Origin of the sequence: Streptomyces cyaneofuscatus (assembly GCF_042718795.1) — a bacterium.
Taxonomy (GTDB): domain Bacteria; phylum Actinomycetota; class Actinomycetes; order Streptomycetales; family Streptomycetaceae; genus Streptomyces; species Streptomyces cyaneofuscatus_A.
The window spans coordinates 1-17,599 of record NZ_JBHXOX010000027.1; the positions used below are offsets into that span (position 1 = coordinate 1).

The 17,599-nt window shown below is 71.5% G+C and carries 20 protein-coding genes and 1 pseudogene; 9 read left to right on the forward strand and 12 right to left on the reverse strand.

Annotated elements, in window-relative coordinates:
• From ACFWRT_RS27810 to ACFWRT_RS27820, 3 genes and pseudogenes are all read right to left on the reverse strand, one after another.
• Positions 1–83: pseudogene (locus ACFWRT_RS27810) on the reverse strand (electron transfer flavoprotein subunit beta); the annotation flags it as partial.
• A gap of 215 nt (positions 84–298) precedes the next feature.
• Positions 299–805 (reverse strand): flavin reductase family protein, encoded by a 507-nt coding sequence (locus ACFWRT_RS27815; protein WP_380953291.1) that lies wholly within the window; start codon positions 803–805, stop codon positions 299–301.
• A gap of 196 nt (positions 806–1,001) precedes the next feature.
• Positions 1,002–1,328, reverse strand: a complete 327-nt coding sequence (locus ACFWRT_RS27820) for a thioredoxin family protein (protein ID WP_380953290.1) — start codon at positions 1,326–1,328, stop codon at positions 1,002–1,004.
• 229 nt (positions 1,329–1,557) lie between these two features.
• Here ACFWRT_RS27820 and ACFWRT_RS27825 point away from each other — a divergent pair, with 229 nt between their 5' ends.
• The gene (locus ACFWRT_RS27825) at positions 1,558–2,280 is read left to right on the forward strand and encodes a lysophospholipid acyltransferase family protein (RefSeq protein ID WP_380953289.1); all 723 of its coding nucleotides are present in this window, start codon (positions 1,558–1,560) and stop codon (positions 2,278–2,280) included.
• 52 nt (positions 2,281–2,332) lie between these two features.
• Here ACFWRT_RS27825 and ACFWRT_RS27830 read toward each other — a convergent pair whose 3' ends face one another.
• From ACFWRT_RS27830 to ACFWRT_RS27845, 4 genes are all read right to left on the reverse strand, one after another.
• A complete protein-coding gene (locus ACFWRT_RS27830; protein WP_380953288.1) occupies positions 2,333–2,932 on the reverse strand; it encodes a transglutaminase-like domain-containing protein in 600 nt (199 codons plus the stop codon).
• Positions 2,933–3,016: 84 nt separating this feature from the next.
• Positions 3,017–4,078, reverse strand: a complete 1,062-nt coding sequence (locus ACFWRT_RS27835; protein ID WP_380953294.1) for a threonine aldolase family protein — start codon at positions 4,076–4,078, stop codon at positions 3,017–3,019.
• Positions 4,075–4,842 carry an SDR family NAD(P)-dependent oxidoreductase gene (locus ACFWRT_RS27840; protein WP_380953287.1) on the reverse strand — a complete coding sequence of 256 codons (768 nt, stop codon included), beginning with the start codon at positions 4,840–4,842 and terminating at the stop codon, positions 4,075–4,077. The genes ACFWRT_RS27835 and ACFWRT_RS27840 overlap by 4 nt, the downstream gene beginning before the upstream one ends.
• A 26-nt stretch (positions 4,843–4,868) precedes the next feature.
• Positions 4,869–6,266: a DUF6421 family protein gene (locus tag ACFWRT_RS27845; RefSeq protein ID WP_380953286.1), complete on the reverse strand. Its 1,398-nt coding sequence runs from the start codon at positions 6,264–6,266 to the stop codon at positions 4,869–4,871.
• 306 nt (positions 6,267–6,572) lie between these two features.
• Between ACFWRT_RS27845 and ACFWRT_RS27850 the strand changes: the two genes are divergently transcribed.
• A complete protein-coding gene (locus ACFWRT_RS27850; protein ID WP_327216905.1) occupies positions 6,573–7,256 on the forward strand; it encodes a glycerophosphodiester phosphodiesterase in 684 nt (227 codons plus the stop codon).
• A 17-nt stretch (positions 7,257–7,273) separates the two neighbouring features.
• Here ACFWRT_RS27850 and ACFWRT_RS27855 read toward each other — a convergent pair whose 3' ends face one another.
• On the reverse strand, positions 7,274–7,831 hold the full coding sequence (locus ACFWRT_RS27855) for a GNAT family N-acetyltransferase (RefSeq protein WP_380953285.1): 558 nt from the start codon (positions 7,829–7,831) through the stop codon (positions 7,274–7,276).
• 235 nt (positions 7,832–8,066) lie between these two features.
• Here ACFWRT_RS27855 and ACFWRT_RS27860 point away from each other — a divergent pair, with 235 nt between their 5' ends.
• The 4 genes from ACFWRT_RS27860 (at position 8,067) to ACFWRT_RS27875 (ending at position 10,755) form a co-directional block, all read left to right on the forward strand.
• A complete protein-coding gene (locus tag ACFWRT_RS27860; protein ID WP_380953284.1) occupies positions 8,067–8,723 on the forward strand; it encodes a DUF5134 domain-containing protein in 657 nt (218 codons plus the stop codon).
• Positions 8,724–8,820: 97 nt separating this feature from the next.
• Positions 8,821–9,756, forward strand: coding sequence for a M56 family metallopeptidase (locus ACFWRT_RS27865; protein WP_109976709.1), 936 nt, complete (start codon positions 8,821–8,823; stop codon positions 9,754–9,756).
• Positions 9,757–9,789: 33 nt separating this feature from the next.
• Positions 9,790–10,485: a phosphatase PAP2 family protein gene (locus tag ACFWRT_RS27870; protein WP_380953283.1), complete on the forward strand. Its 696-nt coding sequence runs from the start codon at positions 9,790–9,792 to the stop codon at positions 10,483–10,485.
• A 90-nt stretch (positions 10,486–10,575) separates the two neighbouring features.
• The gene (locus tag ACFWRT_RS27875; RefSeq protein WP_380953295.1) at positions 10,576–10,755 is read left to right on the forward strand and encodes a hypothetical protein; all 180 of its coding nucleotides are present in this window, start codon (positions 10,576–10,578) and stop codon (positions 10,753–10,755) included.
• A gap of 260 nt (positions 10,756–11,015) precedes the next feature.
• On the opposite strand, the gene ACFWRT_RS27880 is transcribed toward ACFWRT_RS27875, so the two are convergent.
• Positions 11,016–12,509: an LVIVD repeat-containing protein gene (locus ACFWRT_RS27880; RefSeq protein WP_380953282.1), complete on the reverse strand. Its 1,494-nt coding sequence runs from the start codon at positions 12,507–12,509 to the stop codon at positions 11,016–11,018.
• Between the two features lie 160 nt (positions 12,510–12,669).
• Here ACFWRT_RS27880 and ACFWRT_RS27885 point away from each other — a divergent pair, with 160 nt between their 5' ends.
• Together ACFWRT_RS27885 and ACFWRT_RS27890 are read left to right on the forward strand one after the other, a co-directional pair.
• Complete coding sequence (locus tag ACFWRT_RS27885; protein ID WP_380953281.1) at positions 12,670–13,356, forward strand: DUF305 domain-containing protein; 687 nt, start codon at positions 12,670–12,672, stop codon at positions 13,354–13,356.
• Between the two features lie 105 nt (positions 13,357–13,461).
• Complete coding sequence (locus ACFWRT_RS27890; RefSeq protein WP_380953280.1) at positions 13,462–14,853, forward strand: FAD-dependent oxidoreductase; 1,392 nt, start codon at positions 13,462–13,464, stop codon at positions 14,851–14,853.
• 43 nt (positions 14,854–14,896) lie between these two features.
• Here the strand turns inward: ACFWRT_RS27890 and ACFWRT_RS27895 are convergent, their stop codons facing one another.
• Together ACFWRT_RS27895 and ACFWRT_RS27900 are read right to left on the reverse strand one after the other, a co-directional pair.
• A complete protein-coding gene (locus ACFWRT_RS27895) occupies positions 14,897–15,625 on the reverse strand; it encodes a class I SAM-dependent methyltransferase (RefSeq protein WP_380953279.1) in 729 nt (242 codons plus the stop codon).
• An 82-nt stretch (positions 15,626–15,707) separates the two neighbouring features.
• Positions 15,708–16,112, reverse strand: coding sequence for a hypothetical protein (locus tag ACFWRT_RS27900; RefSeq protein WP_380953278.1), 405 nt, complete (start codon positions 16,110–16,112; stop codon positions 15,708–15,710).
• Positions 16,113–16,275: 163 nt separating this feature from the next.
• On the opposite strand from ACFWRT_RS27900, the gene ACFWRT_RS27905 reads away from it, so the two are divergent.
• On the forward strand, positions 16,276–16,860 hold the full coding sequence (locus tag ACFWRT_RS27905) for a GNAT family N-acetyltransferase (RefSeq protein WP_380953277.1): 585 nt from the start codon (positions 16,276–16,278) through the stop codon (positions 16,858–16,860).
• On the opposite strand, the gene ACFWRT_RS27910 is transcribed toward ACFWRT_RS27905, so the two are convergent.
• A complete protein-coding gene (locus tag ACFWRT_RS27910) occupies positions 16,848–17,564 on the reverse strand; it encodes a cupin domain-containing protein (protein WP_380953276.1) in 717 nt (238 codons plus the stop codon). The genes ACFWRT_RS27905 and ACFWRT_RS27910 overlap by 13 nt on opposite strands.
• Between the last annotated feature and the right edge of the window lie 35 nt (positions 17,565–17,599).

Consider the following 17,599-nt stretch of genomic DNA (forward strand, 5'->3'; position numbering starts at 1 on the left):
TCCAGCGTCAGGTCATCGGCGAAATGCCGGTCACCGGTCGCGTCGGGCACGTACTTCACACAGACAACGATCCTCAAGCTCACGCCGGCTCTCCTACTGCATCGTCATTTCCGGGCTGCCTTGCTGCACGCAGCATAGGCGCCTTACCGGGCCGTTTCCGGTCGGGCCGACCGGGCTCCCGGCCGATATTACTCGCCAGTACACCCAGTCTCTTACCCCTGAGCAAGCGGTCCGCACTGTGACCTTGCCAACGGAGGAAACGTCCCTGCAAGCCCTGCAAGCCCCCGCCTGCTCGCCCTCAGTCTCGCAGAGCCGTGAACCGTCCCTGGTGGTAGACCAGCGGCCGCCCGGCCCCCGACGGGTCGCCGGCCACGGCCTCGGCGATCACGATGCGGTGGTCGCCCGCCGGGATACGGGCGACGACCCGGCAGACCAGCCAGGCGGAGACGCCGGCGAGCAGCGGGACGCCTTCGGGGCCGCTGCTCCAGTCGGTGGACGGGCCGAAGCGGTCGGCGCCGCTGCGGGCGAAGGTGGCGGCCAGCTCCTGCTGGTGCTCGCCGAGTATGTGGACGCCGACGTGCTCCGCCTCGGCCAGCACCGGCCAGCTCGATGAGGACGTGCCGATGCCGAAGGAGACCAGTGGGGGCTCGGCCGCGACGGAGTTGAGGGAGGTGGCCGTGAATCCGGCCGGCCGCTCCCCGGCTGCGGTGATCACCGCGACGCCCGCGGCATGGCGGCGGAAGACGGAGCGCAGGAGCTCGGGCGATGCCGTGAGGGAGGGGGCGAGTTCGGGTGAGGCCGTCATGGAGGTGTCCTTCTGCGGGAGAGGCGTACGGGGCCGTGGTTGCTCAGGCACCCGGACAGCGCGCACTCGCGTGGCGTACGAGGTCCACGTGGACCCGGCCGTAGAGAAGGAGTTCTGGCGGCATAGCGTCAGACTGACGATGCGTGGTGGGTGCAGTCAAGGGCGTTCCGCCATGTGGGAGATGCGTCACGGTCCGTCATATGGCCCGCCCCAGCGCCGCGACGACATCGGCGGTACGGGGCCGGCCCGACGCCCGGCGGACCACCTCGCCCGCACCGTCGAGCACGAGCACGGTGGGCGTCTTCGTGATGTCGAGCTGCCGCACGAGCGTGAGATGCGCCTCGGCGTCGATCTCGATGTGCGCGACCCCGTCGACCATGGCGGCCACGTCGGCGAGCGTGCGGCGGGTGGCCCGGCACGGCTGGCAGAAAGCGGTGGAGAACTGGACGAGTGTCGCCCGTTCCCCCAGTTCCGCGCCGAGTTGGGCCGCGTCGAGCCGCTGCCCGGGTGTTGCGCCGTCCACTGTCGCCTCCTGATCAGAGCTCCTCGCAAGGAGTCAGCACCGGCCGGCCTCCGGACATTCCCGCAGCTTGGAGGCGGCGCGCACGTGACGAGAATCTCGCCGCCCGGGCCCACCGGGACTGGCCACGGGCCCGCGCATGGGGCACCATCGCCACAATGCCGAAAACCTACGGCTGCGTAACTTCCGCCGGGAGAACCCTCCCCAGGCGCTGAAGAAGGGTCTTCCCCAGATGGCAGAACTCGTCTATCGACCGGTCGTCGGCGCCGCTCGCACCCTGTTCAAGGCGCTCGACCTGAAGATCGACACTCAGGGTTCGGAGCACATCCCGAAGACCGGTGGCGCGGTGCTGGTCAGCAACCACATCAGCTACCTCGACTTCATCTTCACCGGCCTCGGCGCTCTTCCGCAGAAGCGGCTCGTCCGCTTCATGGCGAAGGAATCGGTCTTCCGGCACAAGGTCTCCGGCCCGCTGATGCGCGGGATGAAGCACATTCCGGTCGACCGGAACCAGGGCGAGCACGCGTACGCGCACGCGCTGGAGTCGCTGCGCTCCGGTGAGATCGTCGGCGTCTTCCCCGAGGCCACCATCTCGCAGTCGTTCACGTTGAAGAGCTTCAAGTCGGGTGCCGCGCGCCTCGCCCAGGAGGCCGGAGTCCCGCTGATCCCGATGGCGCTGTGGGGCACGCAGCGGATCTGGACCAAAGGGCGGCCGCGCAACTTCAGGCGCAGCCACATCCCGATCACCATCCGGGTCGGCGAGCCCCTGGAGGCGCCCGCCGACCAGTACGCGGGTGCCATCACCCGGCGGCTGCGCGAGCGCGTGCAGGAGCTGCTGGAGGCCGCCCAGCGGGCGTACCCGGTGCGCCCGAAGGACGCGAGTGACACGTGGTGGGTACCGGCCCATCTCGGCGGTACGGCCCCGACCCCGGCCCAGGTCCGCGAGCTCGGCTGATCCGCACCCCTGAGTACCCTCCGAGCCTCCCGGCGCGCTCTGCCCGGGGGGCTCAGAGCTGGGTGGGGAGGTTGCGCCAGAGGTCGGCGCGGTCCCGGGCGTTCCGCAGGGCGTGGAGGACCTCGGCGGGCGGCGTGGCGTGGAGCGCCGGATAGTCCACCTCGCCGATCTCCTCGCGTACCGCCCAGGCCAGCCTCTCGGTGTCGAGGGAGAACTGCGCGTCGACGCCCGGTTTGTTGCCCCGGGGGTCCACCCGGGCCCAGCGGTCGTGGCCGGGCAGGCGGAGCGCCACCAGGCCGTGCACGCCCGGGTTCGTCCCGCCGTCGTCGGTGAGCCGCTGATAGCAGAGCCCGGCCGGGATGGCGCGGGCCCGGAGCAGCGCGGTGAGCGCGATGGACTTGGCGTAGCAGATGCCGTTGCGGGTGGCGAGGACGTCGGAGGCACGCCAGGTGACGCGTGGATCGCCCGAGTCGGCGGAGTGCGGAATGGTGTCGCGTACGTACGCGAAGGCGGTACGGGCGTATGTGTATGCGTCGTCACCCTCGTGCGTCAGGGCGGCCACGGTTTCCCTCACGACGGGGTGCTCGTGGTCGATGGCCTCGTCGGCTGCGAGATAGGCGAAGATCTCCGGGTGCTGCTGGATCAGTTCCATTATGCCGGAGCGTACGAAGCGGCCGACCGGAGATCAATCGATTTCCGGTCGGCCGCATATTCATGCACGATCAGGGATCCTGCGCTACCGCGCCATCTCTTCCTTCAGCGCCTGGAGGAAGGCGTCGACGTCGTCCTCGTGGGTGTCGAACGCGCACATCCAGCGGACGTCACCGGCACTCTCGTCCCAGAAGTAGAAGCGGAAGCGCTTCTGCAGCCGCTCGCTGACGGCGTGCGGCAGCCGGGCGAAGACGGCGTTGGCCTGGACCGGGTAGAGGATCTCCACGCCGTCGATCGCCCGGACGCCCTCGGCGAGCCGCTGGGCCATGGCGTTGGCATGCCGGGCGTTGCGCAGCCACAGGTCCTTGGCGAGCAGCGCCTCCAGTTGGACCGAGACGAAGCGCATCTTGGAGGCGAGCTGCATGGAGAGCTTGCGCAGGTGCTTCATCGCCCGGACCGCGTCCGGGTTCAGCACGACGACGGCCTCGCCGAAGAGGGCGCCGTTCTTCGTACCGCCGAAGGACAGGACGTCGACGCCGACCGTGTTGGTGAACGTCCGCATCGGCACGTCCAAGGAGGCGGCCGCGTTGGCTATCCGGGCCCCGTCGAGGTGCACCTTCATGCCGCGCTCGTGGGCGTGGTCGCAGATGGCGCGGATCTCGTCGGGGGTGTAGACGGTGCCCAGCTCGGTGTTCTGGGTGATCGAGACGACCTGCGGCATGGCCCGGTGCTCGTCGTCCCAGCCGTACGCCTGCCGGTCGATGAGCTCGGGGGTGAGCTTGCCGTCCGGCGTGGGTACGGTGAGGAGTTTGAGGCCGCCCATCCGCTCGGGCGCGCCGCCCTCGTCCACGTTGATGTGGGCGGACTCGGCGCAGATCACCGCGCCCCAGCGGTCGGTGAGCGCCTGGAGGGCGACCACGTTGGCTCCGGTGCCGTTGAAGACCGGGAAGGCCTCGGCGGTGGGGCCGAAGTGGCTGTGCATGACGCGCTGGAGGTGGCCGGTGTAGTCGTCCTCGCCGTAGGCGACCTGGTGGCCGCCGTTGGCGAGGGCGATGGCCGCGAGGACCTCGGGGTGCGCGCCGGCGTAGTTGTCGCTGGCGAACCCGCGCACCTGCGGGTCGTGGTGGCGTCGCGCGTCGGTCCTCACGTTTGCGGGGTCAGCCACAGGCGCTTTCCGTTCACTTCGGGGGCGGGCTTGTCCCAGACGCCGGCGATGGCCTCGGCCAGCTCCGTGACGTCGGTGAAGCCCGCGAACTTCGCATTCGGGCGCTCGGCGCGCATGGCGTCGTTCACCAGTGCCTTGACCACCAGGATCGCAGCAGCGGCGGCGGGCCCGTCCTCGCCCCCCGCCTTGCGGAAGGCGTCCCCGAGCGCGAGGATCCAGGCCTCGGCGGCGGCCTTGGAGGCGGAGTAGGCGGCGTTGCCCGCGGTGGGCTTGCCGGCGCCGGCGGCGCTGATCAGGAGGTAGCGGCCCTTGTCGCTGCGCTGGAGGGGTTCCTGGAAGGCGAGCGAGGTGGACTGGACGGTGCGGATCAGCAGCTTCTCCAGGGTGTCCCAGTCCGCGAGGCTGGTCTCCTGGAAGCTGGGGCTGCCGCGCCAGCCGCCGACGAGGTGGACCAGGCCGTCGATCCGGCCGAACTCGGCCTCGGTCCGCTTGGCCCAGTCCCGGGCGGCGTCCAGGTCGAACAGGTCGACGGTCTCCCCGGTGACGGTCGCGCCGCCATGGGCGTAGCGGGCGGCGTCCACCGCCTCGGCGAGCCCCTTGGGGTTGGCGTCGCAGCCGACGACGGTCGCGCCGGCCTCGGCGAGCCGCAGCAGCGTCGCGCGGCCTGCGGGCCCCGCCGCTCCGGCGACTGCGATCACAGCACCTTCGAGCACGCCCGTCCCCTCGCCCTTACCGTTTCCGTTCATGGCCACCGTCTCCTCGGGAGATGCGTTCACGCGGCTGCCCGCTCGGCGCTCGCGGCGGTAATTCCCTTGGCGGAGGCAATCACGTGCTTCAGCTTCTTGGCGAGCGCCTCATAGAACATGCTCAGGGGAAACTCGTCCGGAAGCACGTCGTCGACGAGCTTGCGAGGGGGCTGAGTGAGGTCCAGGGCGTCGGGACCCTTGGCCCAGGTGGATCCGGGATGCGGGGCGAGGTACTCGGAGACCAGGTCGTAGGCGGCGAACCAGTGCACCAGCTTGGGGCGGTCGATGCCGTCGCGGTAGAGCTTCTCGATCTCGGCGCAGAGCTGGTTGGTGACCTGCGGGGCACGCTCCCAGTCGATCTTCAGCGTGTTGTCGGTCCAGCGGACGACATCGTGCTTGTGCAGGTAGGCGAAGAGGAGCTGGCCGCCGAGCCCGTCGTAGTTGCGGACGCGGTCGCCGGTGACCGGGAAGCGGAACATCCGGTCGAAGAGGACGGCGTACTGGACGTCGCGGCCGTGGGCATTGCCCTCGGCCTCCAGCTTCACGGCCTCCTTGAAGGCGGTGAGGTCGCAGCGCAGCTCCTCCAGGCCGTACATCCAGAACGGCTGGCGCTGCTTGATCATGAACGGGTCGAACGGCAGGTCGCCGTGGCTGTGGGTACGGTCGTGGACCATGTCCCACAGGACGAACGCCTGCTCGCACCGGGTCTGGTCGCCGATCATCTCGCGGATGTCCTCGGGCAGCTCCAGGCCGAGCAGCTCGACGGAGGCCTCGGTGACGCGGCGGAAGCGGGCGGCCTCGCGGTCGCAGAAGATGCCGCCCCAGCTGAAGCGCTCGGGGGCCTCGCGCACGGCGATGGTCTCGGGGAAGAGGACCGCGGAGTTGGTGTCGTAACCGGCGGTGAAGTCCTCGAAGGTGATCCCGCAGAAGAGCGGGTTGTCGTAGCGGGTGGCTTCCAGGCCGGCGAGCCACTCGGGCCAGACCATCTTCAGCACGACGGCTTCGAAGTTGCGGTCCGGGTTGCCGTTCTGCGTGTACATGGGGAAGACGACCAGGTGCTGGAGGCCGTCGACCCGGTTCTGCGCGGGCTGGAAGGCGAGCAGCGCCTCCAGGAAGTCGGGTACGCGGAAGCCGTCGGCGGCCCAGCGGCGCAGGTCGGTGACGAGCGCGCGGTGGTAGGCGGCGTCGTGCGGCAGCAGCGGGGAGAGCTCCTCCACCGCGCCGATCACGCGCTCGACGACGCGCTCGACGGTCGCCGGGGAGGGGGCGCCCTCGGCCTCGAAGTCGATGGAGCCGTCCTGGGACTGCCAGGGGCGGATCTCCTCGACGGCATCCCTGAGCGCGGGCCAGGCCGGGTGCTCGACCACCCGGGGGGCAGTAGCTATCGCGCCGTCGGTGGCACCGTGCACAAGAATTTCCGTCATAACACTTCCTCCACGGGAGAACCTCGCGTGGAGCCACCGTAGCCGCGCGGGGTTACTTCACACAAGTGAAGTCCTGAAAATTATCCTGCCGAACCCCTATGGTCACCGCTGTTTTTCCTGTCGCACGCCGGGTAGGCGCACAGTTACGTCTGTCCTTGCGTCGTCTGGCCCATCGGTCCCGCACGGCGGCAGACATCCGCGGCCCCGGCCGTTACCCTCACCGGTGCCGACATGCCGGATCCCCGTCCGTATCTCCGTGCGGGCAGGAGCAGTTGGCGGGCAGCCGCCGACGGGAACGAGGTCGCCTTGTCCTTTCTCACCCTGGGTCACCGTGGAGTGATGGGCGTCGAGCCCGAGAACACCCTGCGCTCCTTCGTCCGCGCGGAGGAGGCGGGGATGGACGCCATCGAGCTGGATCTCCACCTCAGCAAGGACGGCGCGCTCGCCGTGATGCACGACGCCGATGTGGACCGTACGACCGACGGCACCGGGCCGATCGCCGGCAAGACCCTGGCGGAGCTGCGTGAACTCGACGCCGGGAAGGGTGAGCGGATCCCGGTCTTCGAGGAGGTCCTGGACGCGGTGAAGGCCCCGCTCCAGGCCGAGATCAAGGACGTGGCGGCGGCCCGGGCGCTGGCGGAGGTGATCCTGGCGCGCGATCTGGTGGGACGGGTGGAGGTCTCCTCGTTCCACGACGAGGCGGTCACCGAGATCGCCCGGCTGGTGCCGGGGGTACGGACGGTCCTCATCGCCAGCCGCTGGAGCGGGGACATCGTGGAGCGGGCGAAGGCGGCGGGCGCGCCGACGCTGGCGCTGAACATCCGCCGGCTCACGCTGGAGGTGGTGGAGCAGGCGCACGCGGAGAGCGTCAAGGTGCTCGGCTGGGTGGTGAACACCCAGGACCACCTGCGGCTGGCCCGGGCGCTGAACCTGGACGGGGCGACCACCGACTTCCCCGAGATCCGCCGCACGGGCCGCTTCACCGCCTGAAGCCCCTTGGCGTGCGCCTAGCGGTCCTCGATGTTCTTCACCAGGAGCTCGAAGGCCAGGTCGTCGCGTTGCGGGATGCCGAAGCGCTCGTCGCCGTACGGGAACGGCGTGAGCTGCCCCGTACGCCGGTAGCCGCGCCGCTCGTACCAGGCGATCAGCTCCTCGCGCGCCGAGATCACCGTCATGTGCATCTCGGCCACGCCCCAGCTCTCCCGGGCCGTGCGCTCCGCCTCGGCGATGATCACCTTGCCCAGGCCACCGCCCTGGGCGCCGGGGCGGACCGCGAACATCCCGAAGTACGCGGCGTCCCCTCGGTGTTCGAGCTGGCAGCAGGCGATCAGCTCACCGTCGCGCTCGACCGCGAGCAGCCGGCCCGCCGGAGCGTTGATGACCGCGCGCACCCCCTCCTCGTCGGTCCGCTGCCCCTCCAGGAGATCGGCCTCCGTGGTCCAGCCGGTGCGGCTGGAGTCGCCGCGGTAGGCGGACTCGATGAGGGCCACCAGCGCCGGTGCGTCCGCGTCGGTCGCGTCGCGGAAGGTCAGGCGGGCCGAGCCGGGGGGCGTGGCGGTGTCCATGGGGAACGCTCCGTTCTCTGCTGCTTCTCTACTGACTGCTCTGCTGCTCTCCACGTGCCGTGCACGCGTGCGGGTCGAGAGTAACGCGACCCGGAGCGCCCCTTCCGGGCCCCGGCGCACCCCCTTCACGCCCCTGCGCGCCGGGTTCGGCGACCCGGGCCTGGGCATCGACTAGAGCGGTGCCGTACGCCGTCGTACGCCGCACCTGGCCGTACATCCGAGGGGGAGGTTCGCCGTGCACGGAGGGGCCCTGGCCGGCTGGCTGCTGATGGCGTTGTGCGCGGTGAGCGGTGCCTACTGCCTGCTGCGCACCCGCACCGGCACCCCGCAGGAGCGCGGCACCGCGCGCGGCGAGGCGCTGATGGGTTTCGGCATGGCGGCGATGGCCGTACCCGCCGCGGTGCTGACGCTCCCGGAGTGGACCTGGGCGGTGTACGGAGCGGTGTTCGGCGCCGCCGCGCTGCGGGCGCTCCGGTCGGCGCGGCGCGGCGCCCACCATCTGCACCACCTGGTCGGCTCGCTGGCGATGGTCTACATGGCCGTGGCGATGGCTCCGGGCGCGGCGGGTGCGGGCGGACACACCGGGCACGGGGCGGCGGCGGGAGGCGCGGGGGGCATCCCGCTGCTGACGGGGATGCTGCTCCTCTACTACGCGCTGTACGTGCTGCGCGCCGCCGGTCACCTCATACCGGCGGGTACGGGCGTCGCGAGCTTCGCGGGCGGCAGCACGGAGGGCGTCGTACGGGGCGGTGGGGGCGTGGTCGGGCGTGGTGTCGGGGGCGTCGTCGGGAGTGGTGTCGGGGGCGGCGCGGTGGGCGGGGGGACCGAGCTGACGATGGCCTGCCGGCTCACGATGGGGATCGCCATGTTCGCCATGCTTCTCACTCTGTGAGACAGATCGCGAGACAGGGGCCCTCCAAACCGTGGTCTACGTCACTTGCCGGGCGCAGCCATACCCTCGGATCGCCCGCCCCTCATAGGCTGGCGCCATGCTGGTCTCCCTCGCGCTGCTGCTGCTCGGTGCACTGACCGCTCTGGTGACCCCGCGCCTGATGGCTCGGGCCCGGTGGCCGGAGCGCGAACCGGTGGTCGCGCTGTGGGTGTGGCAGTGCGTGGTGGCCGGGGTGCTCGTGTCGTTCGCGCTCTCCATGACGTTCAGCGCGGCCGCCGCCTGGCAGGCGGTGCGCGGCCATGTCTTCGCCCCCGCTCCGCACGCCGTGGTCGAGGCGTACGCCCTGGCCGCGTACGGACCCTGGTCGGCGGTCATCGCGGTACTGCTGGCGCTGGGCGGCCTGTGGAGCGGCGCGATGCTCCTGCGGGAGATCCGGCGCGCGCGGCGGCGCCGCAAGCAGCGCCGGGCGGAACTGCTGGTCCGCTCCCCCCTGCTGCCGGGCGAGGAGCCCGGCGCCGACCGCCTCGTGGTGCTGGAGGGTGAGCGCCCGGACGCCTGGTGGCTGCCGGGTTCGGCGCCCCAGCTCGTCATCACCACCGCCGCCCTCGGACGGCTGAAGGGCCGTCAGCTCGATGCCGTGCTCGCCCATGAGCAGGGCCACGCGCAGGCCCGGCACGACTGGCTGCTGCACTGCTCATCGGCGCTGGCCATCGGCTTCCCGCAGATCCCGGTCTTCGCCGCGTTCCGCGACGAGATGCACCGGCTCGTCGAGCTGGCGGCCGACGACGTGGCCTCACGCCGCTTCGGCCGGCTGACGACCGCGCTCGCCCTCGTCGGACTGAACGAGGATCGCGGGGTCTTCGGCCCCTGCCCCACCCCGGACGCCCAAGTCCCGCTCCGCGTCAACCGGTTGCTGGCCCCGGTCGACCGGCTGACGGCGGGCCGTCGGCTGCGCCTGACGGCGGCGGCCGCACTGGTCCCGGTCGTCCCGCTCGTGGTGGCCTTCGTCCCGGGACTCCGCGCTCTGGGTTAGCCACCCGGCGGTGGTGTCCGCGAGGATCACCCCATGCGCTCCCCCCACATCACCCCGACGGACGACCACTCCCCCCGCCCCGCGGCCGCCCTGGCAGCGGGCACCGTGGTCCTCGCCCTGTTCGTGGTGCTTCTCGCCCTGGTCGCGGCGCAGTGGTCGCCCCTGATGTCCCTGGACCGTACGGTCGCCGATTCCCTGCACCGGCACGCCGTGGCCGAGCCGGGACTGGTCCACGCCAACCGGGTGCTGACGGACTGGTTCTGGGACCCGTGGACGATGCGTGCGCTGGTCGCGGTGGCCGTGGTGGCCCTGTGGTGGCGCGGCGCGCGGGTGCTCGCCCTGTGGGTGGCCGCCGCCAGTCTGCTCGGCTCCCTCCTCTCGCAGGGGGTGAAGGCCGCCGTGGACCGCGAGCGCCCCCGCTGGCCGGACCCGGTGGACTCGGCCCACTTCGCGGCCTTCCCCTCGGGGCACGCCATGACGGCGGTGGTGAGCTGCGGGCTGCTCCTGTGGCTGCTGCGGCTGTACGGAGCGGGGCCGGCGCTCTGGGCCGGTGCGGTGGCCGTGGCGGTGGTCTCGGTGATCGGGGTGGCGGTGACCCGGGTGTACCTGGGCGTGCACTGGCTGACCGACGTGGTGGGCGGGACGCTGCTGGGGGTGGCGGTGGTGGCGTTCACCGTCGCCGGATACGCCCGGAGCGTGTCCCGCAAGGCGCCGGAGCCCGGAGTGTGACCGAAATCCCGCCCGAAACCCCCGCCGTGTGAGGGATATCCCGTCCCGTACGGGGTCGGATCATCGGATCGGGGCCGTAGCCTTGTATGCATGTCCCCGATGTCGTCGTCGTCCGTTTCCACGCGCTCCGCCACAGAGGTCAACGCGGACATCCGCGGCCTGTGGCAGCGCTCGGGCGGCTACCTGTCCCCGCAGGACGAGGCGGAGTACCAGCGTCTGCTCGTGGAGTGGGCCGCCGCGACCGGCGGCAACGCCCGTCCCTCTGTCTGAGCCCGTAACGCCGTCCGAGCCCGGGGGCGGAGCCGCTCTCCGGGAAACACACCTGACTCCGGCGATCCCCCGCGTCGCCGGATCCAGGCGCGGCATACAGCATGTCCCGGCCCGGCTCATCGGTCAATGAATAATCTGCGACGCCCGTACGCACGTGTCCTACGCACCCACGCACCCACGCGCCCGCACACGCACGCCTGCACGCGCACGCCGGCCCTGTGAGCGCGCGACGAACCGGAGAACTCTGCCTGCCGACGGGATCAGCGGGCGAAGTAGTCCGGCTGCGTCTGCACGTTGAGCTCGTCCAGCTTGACCCGGTCCGCCGGGTCGGTCCGCCGGTCGTTCAGCTTCAGCACGTCGAAGCCCTTGGCGATGTCGCTGGAGTAGATGTGACCGTTGTAGTAGTACGTCGACCAGGGGCCGGCCGTGGTGACCTGGTCGAGCGTGACCGGGCCGCGCTCGAAGAAGGCGATCTCCTTCGGCTTGGCCGAGTCGGTGAAGTCCCAGACGGAGATGCCGCCCTGGTACCAGGCCTGGACCATCAGGTCCTTGCCCTTCACCGGGATGATCGAGCCGTTGTGGGCGACGCAGACCTCGACGTCGGCCTGGTGGCGGTCGATCTTGAAGTAGTTGCGGAAGACCAGCTTGCGGTTGTCGCCCTTGCCCACGATGTCGTAGATGCCGTTGGCACCGCGCTTGGGCCCGATCTCCTCGTTGCAGGTGGCCGCGCCGCCGCCGCCGAGCTCGTCGGTGAAGACCACCTTGTTCGCACCCTGGTTGAAGGTGGCCGAGTGCCAGAACGCGAAGTTCACGTTGTCCTGGACCCGGTCGATGATCTTCGGGCGCGCCGGGTCCTTGATGGAGAACAGGATGCCGTCACCCATGCAGGCACCGGCGGCCAGGTCCTTGGAGGGCAGGACCGTGATGTCGTGGCAGCCCGACGTCTTGGTGACGCCCGGGTTCGTGGGCGCACCCGGGTTGCCGCCGTCCGGGAAGAGCACCGGGAAGTCCACGATCTTGGCCTTCTGCGGCTTCTTGACCGGGACCTTGATGATGGAGATGCCGTCGTGCGGCGGCCGGCAGTCGGGGAACGTCTCGTTCGGCGAGTACGAGGAGACGTAGACGTAGATGTTCTTCTTGCCGTCCGGCACCAGGGTGTGGGTGTGCGAGCCGCAGGCGGTCTCGACAGCCGCGATGTACCGGGGGTGGCGCTTGTTGCTGATGTCGAAGATCTTCATGCCCTCCCAGGAGGACTTCTCCGTGGCGGGCTGGGAGGTGCTGGAGCAGGAGTCGTCGCTGCGCGAGGAGTCGGTGGACAGGAACAGCAGGTTCCCGGAGACCGAGATGTCGTTCTGCCCGCCCGGGCAGAGGACCTCGGACACCGTCTTCGGCTTCTTCGGGTTGCTGATGTCGTAGATGACGAAGCCGTCGTAGTTGCCGACGTAGGCGTACTTGCCCTGGAACGCGAGGTCCGTGTTGAGGCCCTGGAGGGCTCCCTTCGGGACGTTCGTCACGTGCTTGATGTTGGAGCTGTGGACGATCTCGTCCACGCCGGGTATGTCACCGCCGCGGATCGCGGCGCGGGCCTCGGCCTGCTGACTGGTGGTCACGGAGCCGCGGTCGACCGGGGCGTCGCCCGGGTCGGGCGTCGCCGCTGCGGGTACGGCCGTCAGCAGCGCGGCGAAGAGCCCGGCCGCGGCTGCTGCCACGCCCAGACGTCTGCGCCGCACGCGGGTGGTGTGCAACGAGATCACTGCGTCCTCCCTTGTATCCGTTCGGGGTTCGAACGGTTCTCGGACCCCGGCAGTATCGTCCCTCCCATGTACACATCAACAGATGGCAACAGAGACGTAATGAAGTTTTTGATCTTTGCGCCCTCGGAAGCGTGCTAGGAACGGTCTGCAACACACCCATGTGGCACAGGAGGTCCCCGTGTTGATCCACCGCCCGTCCGCCCGTCCGCGCGCAACCGTCCTCGCGGCAGCGGTGGTTGCCGCCGTTCTCGCCCTGGGCGGCTGCGACGGCGACGGCGGCGACACGAAACCGGCCGCGGGCAAGGACGCAGGTCCGGGGGTGGTGGCCCCCGGCAGACCGGGCGAGCCCGCCCGGACGCTCACCGCCGAGGAGGCGGCGAAGGAGGCGAGCAGGGACACCGCGAACTCCGCCGACTTCCGGTATGCGCAGATGATGATCGAGCACCACTCCCAGGCCCTCGTGATGACCGAACTCGCCCCGGAACGGGCCTCCGCCGCAGCCGTGAAGAGGCTGGCCGAGCGCATATCCGCAGGGCAGAAGCCGGAGATCGGCGCAATGGAAGGTTGGCTGAAAAAGAACGGTGGTGAGGACCGCAAGCAGCCCCACGACCATGCCGGAATGCCCGGAATGGCGACCGAGGCGCAGCTGAAGGAGTTGCGCACGGCGAAGGGCAAGGCGTTCGACCAGCTCTTCCTGGAGCTGATGATCACCCACCACCAAGGAGCCGTCACCATGGCCACGGAGGCGCTCTCCGAGGGGAACGACGTCTTCGTCGAGGAGATGGCGAGCGATGTCGCCGCGCAGCAGACGGTGGAGATCAACCGGATGCGCACGCTGATGACGTGAGCGACGAGCCTCCTGCCCTTGAGGAGCAGGGGACCCGACCGCGGACCTCTCGTGTTCCGGCCGTCGGTGCGATGCTGGAAGGCACCCTCCGGGAAGAGGTGCGCCGTGCTCCGTGTCGCCGTCGTCGGTTCCGGTCCCAGCGGGGTCTACACCGCCCAGGCCCTGCTGAACCAGTCGCGCGTGCCCGAGGTCCGCGTGCACGTCCTGGACCGGCTGCCCACCCCGTACGGCCTGGTGCGGTACGGGGTCGCCCCCGACCACGAGAAGATCAAGTCGCTCCAGAACAGCCTGCGGGCCGTCCTGGAGGACGAGCGGGTCACCTTCGTCGGCCATGTGCAGATCGGCGGGGCGGACGGCGTTCCCCCGGCCCGTCTGGCGGAGCTGTACCACGCGGTCGTCTACTGCGTGGGGGCCGCCGCCGACCGCCCGCTGGCGGTGCCGGGCGAGGATCTGCCGGGGAGCTGGTCCGCCACCCGGTTCGTCTCCTGGTACAGCGCCCACCCGGACATCGCCCCCGACGGCTTCGCCCTGGAAGCCCGCTCGGCCGTGGTGATCGGGGTCGGCAACGTGGCGGTCGACGTGGCCCGGATCCTGGCGCGCGGCGCGGACGAACTGCGCGCCACCGATGTGCCGAGGGCCGCGCTCGGGGCGCTCGCCGGCAGCCGGGTGCGCGAGGTGCACATCGCGGGCCGGCGCGGCCCCTCCCAGGCCCGGTTCACCACCAAGGAGCTGCGGGAGCTGGGGGCGCTGCCCGGCGCACGGGTCGTCGTCGACCCGGCGGAGCTGGCCATGGACCCGGCGTACGCGGCCCAGGAGGGGCTGCCGCTGCCCGCGGTGGTGCGGCGGAACCTGGACGTGCTGCGCGGCTGGTCGGCGCTGGGCGAGCCCGTGGTGCCGGGGCATGGGGAGAGCGCCGTGGCCGATGCCGTACGCCGGATCCGGCTGCGGTTCTTCCTGCGGCCGGTGGAGCTGCTGGAGCGCGGCGGGCGGGTCGCCGGGGTGCGGTTCGCGCGTACGGCTCCGGACGGGGCCGGGGGCGTACAGGACACCGGTGCGTACGAGGACGTCGAGGCCCAGCTCGTGCTGCGGGCCGTCGGCTACCGCGGGGTGGAGCTGCCCGGCCTGCCCTTCGACCCGGTGCACGGGACGGTGCCGCACGCGGCGGGGCGGGTCCTGAGGGACGGGGTGCCCTCGCCCGGAGAGTACGTCGCGGGGTGGATCAAGCGGGGGCCGACCGGGGTGATCGGTTCGAACCGGTCCTGCGCCAAGGAGACCGTCGCCTCGCTGATCGAGGACGCGCACCTGCTCGCCCTCCGGCCGGCCGCTGAGGACCCGCTGGCCGTGCTGCGGGCATGGGGGCTGCGGCCGGTGGAGTGGGACGGCTGGCTGGCGATCGAGCGCGCGGAGGCGGCCCTGGGGCGTTCGCTGGACCGGGGTCCGGTGAAGATCCCCGACTGGCAGGGGCTGCTGGCGGCGGCGCGCGGCGAGGAGGGGTGAGAGCCCCCTGAGTCACTCCGGTCGGGCGGCGAAGGCCCCCGCGTCACTCCCGGGTCGCCACCACCAGGCGGGCGCGCGGTGAGCCGTCGGGGCGCTGCCCCAGGTCGGTCAGGGCCATCAGCCGCACGCTGAATCCGGCGTCGGTGAGGTCGTCGAGCACGTCGGAGAGCCGGAACGTGCGGTAGTACATGATGAACTTCGGGCGCCACAAGGCGTTGCGCACCCGCATCGCCGCGTCGAAGCCGAGGAGCGACCAGTAGGCCCGCGACCCCACGGCCGGCGGGGCGCCGATCGGGAAGACGAAGCGGCCGCCCGGCCGGAGCGACCCGTACACCTCGGCGAAGAGCCCGAAGCGGTCGGCGGGCAGGAAGTGGCCGAACGCGCCGATGCTCAGGGCCAGATCGAAGGCCGGGGCGAACGGGAGCGCCAAGGCGTCGGCCCGTACCCAGTCGACCGCCGGTCCGCCGTCCATCGGTGGGAGCGCCGCGCGGGCCTCGGCGAGCATGCCCGCGCTGAAGTCGACCCCGGCGACCCGCTCCCGGCACACCTGCCGCAGAACGCCCACGCCCGCGCCGGTCCCGCAGCAGACGTCGAGGCCGGTGCCGAAGGGGCCGAGCGGCTCCAGCGCCCGGGTGACGCTGTCGAGGACCCGGCCCGGGGTCCGGTAGGGCGTGTGGTCGAACTTCGGGGCGAGGAGGTCGTAGCCGCGCTCGGTCGACGAGAGCGCCTGGACGGCCAGTTCGCGGAGGGTGGGTCCCTGGTCGGTGAACATCGCGGTCAGCCTAGCGAGGCGGAGGGCGGGCCGGAGACCGGAGTCGCCGCTCCGAACGGCATCACGACAGGCCTGGGGGGCTTCAGCGGCTGCCGGGCAGCCGGCGCTTGAGGGTGATCGCGGTGTTGACGTCGTAACTCTGGCTCCAGATACGGCCCGCGCCGGACCTCCAGGTGACGTGGGCCGTGGAGCCGTCGACCCGTACGCCGTCCACGGTCATGGAACGGTCACCGTCCCGTACGTCGCCGCGGCGCAGCTCGCCCGCAGGGACCGTGACCGGCCCTACGTCGGACGCGTTCTCCGTCTCCTCGGCCGCCCGGACCAGCGCGGCCGCCAGCTCCCGGGCGGCGGCCGGGGTACACGACCAGCGCAGCTCGCCCGCCGGGGGCGTCAGCGTCACGGAGACACGGGGATCGGGTCCGGCCTCCCCCGGGACCACCGCCACCGGCACGTCGTGACCGTCGGCGTCCGTGATCCCGCTGTGCATCGTCTGCTCCTCGTGCCCGGCCGTGCGGTGTGTGCCGCTGTGGTGTGTGCCTGGTGCGTGCTGCTGTGGTGTGTGCCGTTCCAGCATCTCAGCTGAGCCGCGGACCGCTGACCAGCGGAATTCGGTTGTGCGGGGAATCCGGTCGCCCGTAGCTTCACCCCCTGTGAACCCTTTGCTACGTACCGACCGCCTGTTGCTCACCCCGTACACGCCTGCCGACGAGGAGGAGTTCGTCGCCCTGTTCCAGGACGCCTCGGTGTCCCGGTGGATGGGCGACGGGCCTTCCACGGAGGGCGAGGACCGGGCTCTCTTCGGCCGGATCTTCACCAAGGTCTACGCCGAGAACCGTTTCGAGGTCTGGGCGGTGAAGGTCGACGGCGAGCTCGTGGGGCACGCCGAGATCAAGCCGACGGAGGCATCCGGCGGGCACGAGATCATCTACGCGCTCGCCCCCGGGGCCTGGGGCCGGGGCCTCGGTACGGAGCTGGCGCTCGCTCTCGTCGGGCACGGGTTCGACACCCTCGGACTGGCGGAGGTGCACGCGACCGTGGCCGCCGAGAACGCCGCCTCGTTGACCGTGCTGGGCCGGATCGGCTTCGTCCACGTGCGTGACATCCAGGAGGACGACGGCAGCACCACACGGCTGCTGACCCGCCCGCGGGTCTCCGCGCCCGCCGCCGGGCGCGCGGTTCGGACCGCAGAGGCTCAGGCCGCCGGCGTTCGGACCGCCGCCGCTCAGACCTGGTAGACGTCCAGGCGGCCGCACATCCCGAACCGCCCCCGCTCCACCGGGCTTTGCCCGTGCACCCGCGCCTGCGCCAGGTGGTCCCGCTCGCCGCGCCCCAGCGCGTCGAGCTGGGCGGCGGTCGCGGCGGCGGCCATGGCGGCACCCTGCTCCCAGCGGGCGCGCCACTCCCCGACGCGGGGCCGGACGAGCGCGGCGGCGGCGCGGTGGAACGCGGCGAGGGGCTCCCGATCGCCCGCGTCCGCCGCCTCGCGCAGGGCGAGGAACCCCTTCACAGCGAGGTCGCGCCGGGCGCGGGCGGCGTGCTCCCGCTCGGCCTCCGTGCCGTCCGGGGGCAGCGCCACGGCGGCGCCGTAGACCTCCGGGCCGGCGAGGAGGGCGGGCGGCAGCGTGAGGACGGCGTCACCGGCCTCGGGCAGTCCGCTGTTCTGCATGAGCACGACGACACGCAGCCCGTCCTCGTTGACCAGCCGGTGGATGGTGCCCGGGGTGAACCAGACGAGCGCCCCGGGTGCCAGGGGCGTCTGCCGGAATCCGGTGGCGGTGAGGGTCTGTACGGAGCCGGTGCCGCCGACCACCACGTACCCCTCGGAACAGGTGAGGTGCAGGTGCGGGGTGCCGCCGCGCAGACCGTCGGCGGCGGGCCAGTCGTAGACGGTCAGGTGCGAGACGGCGACGGCGCCGGGCAGTCCTTCGAAGGTCACCACGGGTGCTCCAGGGTCTCGGGGCTCGCCAGGAGACT

What these genes read in the sequence shown, in the direction of transcription:
- ACFWRT_RS27895 (WP_380953279.1), bottom strand. Translation starts at nt 15,625, where the DNA reads ATGTTCACCGACCAGGGACCCACCCTCCGCGAACTGGCCGTCCAGGCG.
- ACFWRT_RS27825 (WP_380953289.1), top strand. Translation starts at nt 1,558, where the DNA reads ATGGCAGAACTCGTCTATCGACCGGTCGTCGGCGCCGCTCGCACCCTG.
- ACFWRT_RS27855 (WP_380953285.1), bottom strand. Translation starts at nt 7,831, where the DNA reads ATGGACACCGCCACGCCCCCCGGCTCGGCCCGCCTGACCTTCCGCGAC.
- ACFWRT_RS27840 (WP_380953287.1), bottom strand. Translation starts at nt 4,842, where the DNA reads ATGAACGGAAACGGTAAGGGCGAGGGGACGGGCGTGCTCGAAGGTGCT.
- ACFWRT_RS27830 (WP_380953288.1), bottom strand. Translation starts at nt 2,932, where the DNA reads ATGGAACTGATCCAGCAGCACCCGGAGATCTTCGCCTATCTCGCAGCC.
- ACFWRT_RS27875 (WP_380953295.1), top strand. Translation starts at nt 10,576, where the DNA reads ATGTCCCCGATGTCGTCGTCGTCCGTTTCCACGCGCTCCGCCACAGAG.
- ACFWRT_RS27845 (WP_380953286.1), bottom strand. Translation starts at nt 6,266, where the DNA reads ATGACGGAAATTCTTGTGCACGGTGCCACCGACGGCGCGATAGCTACT.
- ACFWRT_RS27815 (WP_380953291.1), bottom strand. Translation starts at nt 805, where the DNA reads ATGACGGCCTCACCCGAACTCGCCCCCTCCCTCACGGCATCGCCCGAG.
- ACFWRT_RS27865 (WP_109976709.1), top strand. Translation starts at nt 8,821, where the DNA reads ATGCTGGTCTCCCTCGCGCTGCTGCTGCTCGGTGCACTGACCGCTCTG.
- ACFWRT_RS27900 (WP_380953278.1), bottom strand. Translation starts at nt 16,112, where the DNA reads ATGCACAGCGGGATCACGGACGCCGACGGTCACGACGTGCCGGTGGCG.
- ACFWRT_RS27870 (WP_380953283.1), top strand. Translation starts at nt 9,790, where the DNA reads ATGCGCTCCCCCCACATCACCCCGACGGACGACCACTCCCCCCGCCCC.